At 43.2% G+C, this 8,477-nt stretch carries 7 protein-coding genes; all 7 read right to left on the bottom strand.

Annotation, left to right across the window (positions count from 1 at the left end):
- Positions 1–299: 299 nt before the first annotated feature.
- Positions 300–2,072: an urease subunit alpha gene (gene ureC / locus JGK20_RS24025; protein ID WP_293204917.1), complete on the bottom strand. Its 1,773-nt coding sequence runs from the start codon at positions 2,070–2,072 to the stop codon at positions 300–302.
- A gap of 279 nt (positions 2,073–2,351) precedes the next feature.
- Positions 2,352–3,482, bottom strand: coding sequence for a glycosyltransferase family 61 protein (locus JGK20_RS24020; RefSeq protein ID WP_293193496.1), 1,131 nt, complete (start codon positions 3,480–3,482; stop codon positions 2,352–2,354).
- Positions 3,483–3,951: 469 nt separating this feature from the next.
- On the bottom strand, positions 3,952–4,263 hold the full coding sequence (locus JGK20_RS24015) for an urease subunit beta (RefSeq protein WP_293186510.1): 312 nt from the start codon (positions 4,261–4,263) through the stop codon (positions 3,952–3,954).
- A gap of 36 nt (positions 4,264–4,299) precedes the next feature.
- Complete coding sequence (gene ureA / locus JGK20_RS24010) at positions 4,300–4,602, bottom strand: urease subunit gamma (RefSeq protein ID WP_293153142.1); 303 nt, start codon at positions 4,600–4,602, stop codon at positions 4,300–4,302.
- Between the two features lie 316 nt (positions 4,603–4,918).
- Positions 4,919–5,650: an urease accessory protein UreD gene (locus JGK20_RS24005; protein ID WP_366039400.1), complete on the bottom strand. Its 732-nt coding sequence runs from the start codon at positions 5,648–5,650 to the stop codon at positions 4,919–4,921.
- A gap of 148 nt (positions 5,651–5,798) precedes the next feature.
- A complete protein-coding gene (locus tag JGK20_RS24000) occupies positions 5,799–7,073 on the bottom strand; it encodes a photosystem II assembly protein (RefSeq protein ID WP_293232401.1) in 1,275 nt (424 codons plus the stop codon).
- Positions 7,066–7,989 (bottom strand): radical SAM protein, encoded by a 924-nt coding sequence (locus JGK20_RS23995; protein WP_293186516.1) that lies wholly within the window; start codon positions 7,987–7,989, stop codon positions 7,066–7,068. The genes JGK20_RS24000 and JGK20_RS23995 overlap by 8 nt, the downstream gene beginning before the upstream one ends.
- Positions 7,990–8,477: the final 488 nt, after the last annotated feature.

Below are 8,477 nucleotides of genomic sequence, written 5' to 3'. Positions count from 1 at the left end.
TGCGGTTTGATTACAACCGTGTCTTCGGTTCTATAGCCTGCGGTCTACGGTTTGATCGCCTGACTCTTTTAAGATACAAGGGGCGGGTTCACCAACAATTTACGGTAAAAATGAATAATTTCCTAAACCCGCCCCCGCCCCACCAACAATACAAATGTACCATAATTTATTGGTGAAATGTTCATCTAAATAATCGCGGGGATGGGGCGGGTTTATGAGATTGTTTGTGGATTTCATAGATGGTTGGTGAACCCGCCCTACGGAATTTTGGGATTGTTTTGATGAGGCTGCACAACCAATCAAAACAGAAAATATCTCTGCGCCATTGGCAAAACAGTTGCCGGTTCGCAAGTCAACAATTGTCCATCCGCCCTCACTTCATAGGTTTCTGGATCGACTTCCATGTGCGGCAAATAATCGTTGAGTTTCATATCTCTTTTACTAATCTGCCTTGTCCCGGAAACTGCTACAGTTGGCTTTTGTAAACCGAGCTGTGCTGCAATATCTCGATCGCGCGCCACCTGCGAAACAAACGTCAAACAAGTCGCCCCAATTGCCCCCCCAAAGCTGCCAAACATCGGCCGCATATGCACCGGCTGCGGCGTCGGAATGCTCGCATTAGCGTCCCCCATCTGCCCGTAGGCGATCGCACCACCCTTAATTACCAACTCCGGTTTCACCCCAAAAAACGCCGGCCGCCACAAACACAAATCCGCCAACTTACCCTCTTCCACCGAACCCACATACTGACTAATTCCGTGAGTAATCGCCGGATTAATCGTGTATTTAGCAACGTACCGCTTCGCCCGAAAATTATCATTTCCCCCCTCTATTCCCCCCCCTTGGTAAGGGGGGGTTATCCCTCTTGTTTCCCCCCCTTGGTAAGGGGGGGTTAGGGGGGGTAAATTCCCCCTTTGCACCTTCATCTTATGCGCCGTTTGCCAAGTCCGAATAATCACCTCTCCCACTCTTCCCATGGCCTGCGAATCAGAAGAAATCATACTAAAAGCACCCAAATCGTGCAAAATGTCCTCAGCAGCAATAGTTTCCCTTCTAATTCTCGACTCAGCAAAAGCCACATCCTCAGGAATCCCCCGATCCAAATGGTGGCAAACCATCAACATATCTAAATGTTCTTCCAAAGTATTGACAGTGTAAGGGCGAGTCGGGTTAGTAGACGAAGGCAAAACATTAGCTTGGCCGCAGACTTTAATAATATCCGGTGCGTGTCCGCCGCCAGCACCTTCTGTGTGGTAAGTGTGAATTGCCCGATTTTTAAACGCAGCAATTGTAGCTTCCACAAATCCCGCTTCATTCAGAGTGTCTGTGTGAATTGCCACCTGCACGTCGTACTCATCAGCTACATTCAAACAATTGTCGATCGTTGCTGGCGTAGTTCCCCAATCTTCATGAAGCTTCAAACCCATTGCACCCGCCAAAACTTGCTCGACTAATCCTTGAGGTTGACTGCTATTTCCCTTACCTAAAAATCCCAGATTCACCGGAAAAGCATCGGCTGATTGCAGCATTCTGTACATATGCCAAGGCCCCGGAGTGCAAGTTGTAGCGTTTGTACCCGTTGCTGGGCCAGTGCCGCCGCCGATCATGGTAGTGACTCCAGAGGCGATCGCCACTTCGATTTGTTGCGGGCAAATAAAATGAATGTGAGTATCAACTCCCCCCGCCGTCAGAATCATTCCCTCACCAGCAATTACTTCCGTGCCGGGCCCGATAATAATATCTACCCTATCTTGAATGTAAGGATTTCCGGCTTTCCCAATTTTAAAAATCTTGCCATCTTTAATCCCAATATCTGCCTTGACAATCCCCCACCAATCCAATATCAAAGCATTAGTAATTACCGTATCAACAGCACCATCAGCATTAGAAATAGGCGACTGTCCCATGCCATCGCGAATGACTTTACCGCCGCCAAACTTAACTTCATCCCCGTAGGTTGTGAAATCTTGTTCAACCTCTATGAATAACTCAGTATCAGCTAACCGCACGCGATCGCCCGTTGTCGGCCCGAAGGTTTCCGCGTAAGCGCGGCGATCCATTCTGTAACTCATGCTTTCTCCTAATATAAATATTTTTTTAGTTGGCAGTTGAGGCTCGCTTAAATTATACTATGTGCCGAGTTCTTCAATCTGAGTTAGCAAATATAGCGGTTCTCAAGCGTGGTGAGGTATGCCCTAATGCCCTAATGCCCACGGAACCCACGGAGCCCTATGCCCACGGAGCCCTATGCCCACGGAGCCCTATGCCCTATGCCCATGAGTACCTCATCTTTTTGAGAAAGGCTATATTTACAACATTTGTGCGATCGCCCCATTTGTCGATTTGTAAATTCATTCCAGCATTTTCTTGATTTCCCTTCTCAAAACCTCCACATCCACCGTCATATCCATGCTAATTAAACTCCAATCTTCCGAATCGTCGCTGTTATCAACCATACGGGAGTATTCTAATCCCAATATCTGGGAAATGTAATAGAAAAACGGCGGCGTGTACCCGCCATAAAAGCATTCCAATACTTTCGTTCCAGGCTGACACCACAACAAATTTGTAAAACCAGCGCCGTGAGGGCCAACAACCACCGCTGCTTCTGCAAACAGGCGAATTTGTTCATCCACAGTGCGCGAAATATCTTCCAAAATTTCAAAACCAAACTCTTTCAACACCTCTCGTACTTGTGCCTCATTTTTAACCTGGCGTTGCCCGCTTCTAGAAAGATACAATTTCCTGTAAGGCTTGACATTTTCCTTGAGACAGAATTTCTTCCGCAAAAGCTCTATATCGTAAGGACTGGGGAAATACCAATCTTGATTGTTTCCTAATACTAAACTTTCTGCATGATATCCTGTATCTCTAGCCCGAGTGTCGATTAGCGAGCTTTTAGGAATACCGAGTTTGGTCAGAAAATCCAACTCAAAAGCTGTATGGCGCAAAGGATAACAAATTTTGGCTTCTTGCCAAATCTCCTTACCTAAAGCCTCCTCAATCCTACAAAGTTTTGCCAGTACAAAAATCACATAATCGTAATAACTGCACCACAAATGCGACCAAGGAGCAACTACCAGCGGATAGGTAATTTGGTGGGATTTATAAGGCCATTCCAGAATACCCGCGCCGCTAATCCGAAAATCTAGGTCTAACAGCAACTTGTGATTTAGCAGCGTGTTTCCAGACGTACAAATAGTTAGGGCCTCTATGTGTTTATTCACGGAAATTTTCCACACATAATCCGGGTCAAAAGACACGGTTGTTTCTGTGGTAAAAAACCGAGAAGGTACTCCATTTACTGAGGTTAATGCAGGTATGTTGAGGGGTACGTGCTGCTGTTTGTAAACGATGCTGTTATCTAATAATTTGATGCTGGTACGCCGATCTAACGGGGTTCTCCAGATACGCCTCGACGTTGCAAGCAAACTCTGCTTCAACATCTGTTTTATCTGGTCAACTAATTTTGGATTCATCATGCGCTTTTGCTGTGTATGTTTGCGGTTTTGAATACCAATATCGATCGCAAACTGCCGATTTTAACTCGCTCAAAAGTCTGAGGTTTCACTAACAAAAGAAAGGCATTTATACACTTATGCAGAGAATTTTTTTTGACATTGCTTTGTCACTCTCCAGCGGTAGTGCTGTTCAACAGTTGACAGTTGGCAGTTGACAGTTGACCGAAGGAGAGCGACCTCTACCTAGAAGGAAGAGAATTGGAGTAATGAATAGTCTGATTTTAATTTCTCCCGATCGGGGAGAGGCTTTCAACCAATTCTTTCTGGTAAGTGATACCATTTTGATTTTAGCTTTTCCATAGGATGACCGAGCGCGATCCTGGTTGGGATTGCGAGGTTAAAGTTGCATTATTTTAACTGGGATGAGTTTTAAGTTAACAAATTCCCAATTCAACATTCAACACTTGCAAACGATTTTCTGCTTTCATACTTAACTTTCCAGATGACCGTTCACTTTTCCATTAAAGCCGTAGACTTGACGGCTACCCACAAACGGTACTAATTGAATTTCTCTTTCATCTCCCGGCTCAAATCTAACTGCTGTACCTGCGGGGATATCCAACCGCATTCCTTTTGCTTGTTCTCGTTCAAATTCTAAGGCTTCGTTTGCTTCGTAAAAGTGATAGTGGGAACCAACTTGAATGGGCCTGTCACCCGTATTTGCAACCAGCAACCGCACTGTTGGGCGATCGGCATTTAGCTCAATTTCACCGTCTGAAACAATCATTTCTCCCGGAATCATATCTGTCTCCTGCGAGTCTGTGGGTTTAAATATTATTTAACGAATCGGATCGTGCACTGTCACCAACTTAGTTCCGTCGGGAAAAGTCGCCTCAACTTGCACTTCATGCACCATTTCCGGTATCCCTTCCATCACATCTTCCCGCGTCAGGAGAGTTGTCCCGTAGCTCATTAAATCTGCGACGGTGAGGCCATCTCTTGCTCCTTCTAAAATCGCGGCGGAAATGTAGGCTAGTGCTTCTGGATAGTTTAATTTTAAACCTCTGTGTTTGCGACGCTCTGCTAGCAGGGCGGCGGTGAAAATCAGCAGTTTGTCTTTTTCTTGGGGGGTGAGTTGCATTTTTATTCTTGTAAGTGCGATCGCATTATTTATTCAAGTTCAACTATCAGCGGTGGCAAATCATCGGTAATTACATCCCATGACTCAAGATAGTGTTAACATCTGGTTTGTGTCAAGGTGATTTATCCTTTTGTTTTTGGACTTTAGCAAAGAACCGAAAACGACTTTTTGCCGATCGCATATTTCTGACTTAAATCGGCTATATTTGTCACGACGAATGTCAATCGGAAGAAGTAGTCTGTCTGGTACTGGGGGCGGGTATTGCATTTGATGTGTTGCACCGGAAACAGAAAGTAGGTGAAACTAAAAGAGAATGCTATTTTATCCAAACTCTGGGCAAACAGCAAGGGCGTTCTGAAAAAGACAAGCGCAGCAATTCCCAAATAGCGACAAACCAGTCTCTGGCGGCAGCGGTGGACGAACCGCGATATCGGCACAGCAAACCGTTGGGAATGCGAGTAACGCCGGCAGCAGAATTAACGGCTACAGATCCGGAATAAATTGTATCTTCGCACCGCAAAGCTCGCACTTTTTCCAGCATCTCGGCTGTGACTGGTTCGCCGATCCAAGCGAGGGTAGCAACTACGGGTTTTCCTGCTAAGCCGTGAGCGCTTTCGAGCATTTCGCCCCCACCTTTGAGCCATTGTCTGTCAATCCACAGAGGGCTGTTTTTTTGCCAGATTTCGGTGTGCGATCGCCATTCTCCAGACAAGAACTTTTCGCCCCTAGCACTGCGTCCGAACCGCGTAATTTCCCACAGCAAAATACTGGCTTGCGGTGCTAATTCTACCCGCAAGTCTTGTCGGTAAACTGCGCCGTCGAAAACGATAGTTTCCTGGGGAAGCCATTCCAAATGAGCGCCAGTATCTAGTTGAATGTCAATATTTTGTTGCGCTGACTGTCCGCTGCTGCGATAAATTTTACCAGCCGCAGCGGTGGTGATTAAGGCTTTGGCGTTTTGTTGGAGGTGGAAATTGAGCGAAAGGCGATCGCCCCCGACAACTCCGCGCTTGCATTTGATTGTGAATAATTTGGGTAGCCCCGTCACGGTTTGCGTAGGCTAACTTGAGGCTGCCATGCCAACCATTTTGAAATTTATTTGTAGAGGGGTCAGTCAAATTTTTGAGCATATTTTTTTGCATTAAAATTCAATACCTATCAAATTATATCTGAGTTATTTTACTCATTTGAAAACTTCATTTTTGGGCTAATATTACATAATCATCAATTGAGTAATTCAAGTCATAACGTAAGTTAAAGTGCTTACGAAAAAGTGGACTGATGAATTGCTGGGTATGAAGATTTTCTCTAGCAAATTTTCCAAAATTCGGATGGGATGTCCGGCTGTTTGTTGAATGTAAATATTTATACCAAACCAAGTTTAACCCCACATCATCAAGTTGACGAATATTGTAAGGTTTAAGCAACTTATTTTCTTGAATAATTAGCAAAACATAACCACAATCTGTCAGGCAATCCGTAAATATATCCTTATAAATGCGATGGGATTTTTCTCTTCTATCCTCATCGTTAAAAAAACAGTGAGAAATTACAATAAAATCAAAAAAGTTTTGAGGAATCTTTCTAGATTGACTTTCACCATCAAAGATACTAGAAGTGTCAAACCGAAAGTAAGCATTGATCTCGTGGGGTTCCATATATTGCCGCCAAAATTGGAGTCCGCGATATTGAAAAGCTTTTTGCTGTTCCAAAGAGTAATAGGATATGTGCATTGGCGGTATTAAACAAAAGTCGTTAATAGTTTGCAGGAACAAACCTAGTCCGTAGGCAACTGTCCCCGGCCCTGCGGCAATATCAAGGATATTGACTTTAGTTGGTAATAATCCTGCTTTGTAAATGAGAAACCAAGCTAGATATGCACAATAGACGTTATCTAGGAAATACCTAATTAAATAGATGTGAGGACTTAGCTCAAAACTGTATCGAGGATCTTGTCCTTCTTTGAGTTTTTGTATATCGTCAATAGCTTGTTGAAGTAAAGAATCAAAATTTGTTTTTTGCCGACTCAAATTATTCAGCTCATTTTTGATGAAACCAGCCAAATGTTGTTCAAACTTATCAAATACTTTTTCATAAATCCCTGTGCATTGAATCATGCTGGCATCGCATTCTTTAAGCTTGAAACTTTGTGAAATAACTTCAATAAATTGTGTATCCGGAGTCAATAAGCTTAAGTCATCAATATCTCCGGGAAAGGCATCAATTTTTCCGAACCCCAGTTCCAGTTCTAACTCTGCTAAACGCCGATCGCCTTCTTGGAGGCGGTTATTTTTTTGTTGCAATAATTTTTCAAGCTGTAGCCATTCTTTATATAGTTTCTCCTGCCACGATAATTTTGCCCCTGAATTTTGTATTTCTTTTAACAGTTTTTGGGCAAGTCGATTATTTTGACTCTTAACGGCTTGGTTAAACTTTTGAGAACGCCACCAGTTAGCTAGCAGATTATTCATAGCCAAATCCCTCTTTGCCTTCCATGATTTCAACATCCGGGAGCATCGCCTTGAGTTTATTTTTAAACTTGCGATAACTCTGCTGTTCGCTATTGTACCACCAAGCGTACTTTTGTTTAAGAGCTAATGCTTCTGAGCGCGTTGATGCAATTAGCGATCGCTCGTTGCTGGCATGAAAATCTTGAATCACTACCCGATCGACAACTTCTAGCTTGCTAATAAAATTACCTTCATCTTCGGGTAGGGTAGGTAGTAGTGGGGTCACAGTTATAGAAAATCTGACTTCGCAATTTTCTTGATAAGGAAAGCTGTATTTCAGTTTGGCAATAGCTTTAAGTCTTGCAGGAATACTCGGAGATTTTGGTTCAAAATCTTTCCGCACTTTTTCGCTACCAGTTGGAATGCTCATGTTGATTCGCAATCGCTGGAATTGCTGTAAAATATCGATATCTCTAGTTATCATAGGACTGCGAGTTTGGATAACCAGCGTCGGCTGATAGGGAACCATGACTTCTAACAAATGCCTAGTTAGTTGTTCTTTCGATTCAATTGGCTGATACGGATCTGTGACACTACTCATGTAAATTGTCGGTGGGCGATCGGGGTTTTTCTTGTGCCAACATTCTAACTCTTTCTTAAGAATTGCCACTGCATTTTGCTTGATAATTACCCAATTTCCCCAATCATCTCGCATCTGTGAATTCGGGCTGAAAGCAGCAGCATAACAATAGCTGCATCCGTACTGACAGCCCCGATAAGGATTTAGCGTGAAATCGTAAGCACTGATAAATCCAGTAGCTTTGTTAAGCACTGATTGTGCATTTTGTGCATACACTTTGGCATTCCCGAAGTTTTCCCTGAGTGCGGAAGTGTGTTTTTTGCCGACGGAATATCCCTCATACTGAGACTTTACCATGATTACACGTGCTCCACGATTAAAAGAGAAAATGTTTAGGGATGAGAAATGCGATGGTGTTTCGATTTTACTATTTTATAGTACCGAACTAAAAAAAAGTTGCCAAAACAGTGGGGAATTACTCAATTTTATAATAAGTTTTTTGAAGAAACAACTAGCTAACTTTATAAACTGTATTTTAAGGTCGATCGCCAATGTAATGCAAGCTTATGGATTTACTGACAGCGACGATATTTTCGCAAAATTGCTGAAATCCCACCTAGAACTGGCAAAAAAAACCGGAAGAACCCGTAGTTAGAGCTTGTATCCTTAACTAAGTAAGTGAAAATACTGTAGCTTTTTTTATGATTTTTGTAAAGTTGCGTATAATCACATAAATTGTTGATACAGATCACAAACACTTTTGTCTAAGAACAGAGATAATTAAGGCGTTATGGGGTAAATCGCGTCGGCTGGCAGCTCAGATAGCAATTGATCTGGCAAATTCA

It is taken from the genome of Microcoleus sp. PH2017_05_CCC_O_A, from assembly GCF_020738785.1.
GTDB lineage: Bacteria > Cyanobacteriota > Cyanobacteriia > Cyanobacteriales > Microcoleaceae > Microcoleus.
Note: the sequence above shows the minus strand (reverse complement) of the source record. Positions and strands in the feature narration are given on the sequence as shown.

Excerpts from the sequence above, each read along its gene's own strand:
- ureC (WP_293204917.1), bottom strand. The coding sequence starts at position 2,072 with ATGAGTTACAGAATGGATCGCCGCGCTTACGCGGAAACCTTCGGGCCG.
- JGK20_RS24020 (WP_293193496.1), bottom strand. The coding sequence starts at position 3,482 with ATGATGAATCCAAAATTAGTTGACCAGATAAAACAGATGTTGAAGCAG.
- JGK20_RS24015 (WP_293186510.1), bottom strand. The coding sequence starts at position 4,263 with ATGATTCCGGGAGAAATGATTGTTTCAGACGGTGAAATTGAGCTAAAT.
- ureA (WP_293153142.1), bottom strand. The coding sequence starts at position 4,602 with ATGCAACTCACCCCCCAAGAAAAAGACAAACTGCTGATTTTCACCGCC.
- JGK20_RS24000 (WP_293232401.1), bottom strand. The coding sequence starts at position 7,073 with ATGAATAATCTGCTAGCTAACTGGTGGCGTTCTCAAAAGTTTAACCAA.
- JGK20_RS23995 (WP_293186516.1), bottom strand. The coding sequence starts at position 7,989 with ATGGTAAAGTCTCAGTATGAGGGATATTCCGTCGGCAAAAAACACACT.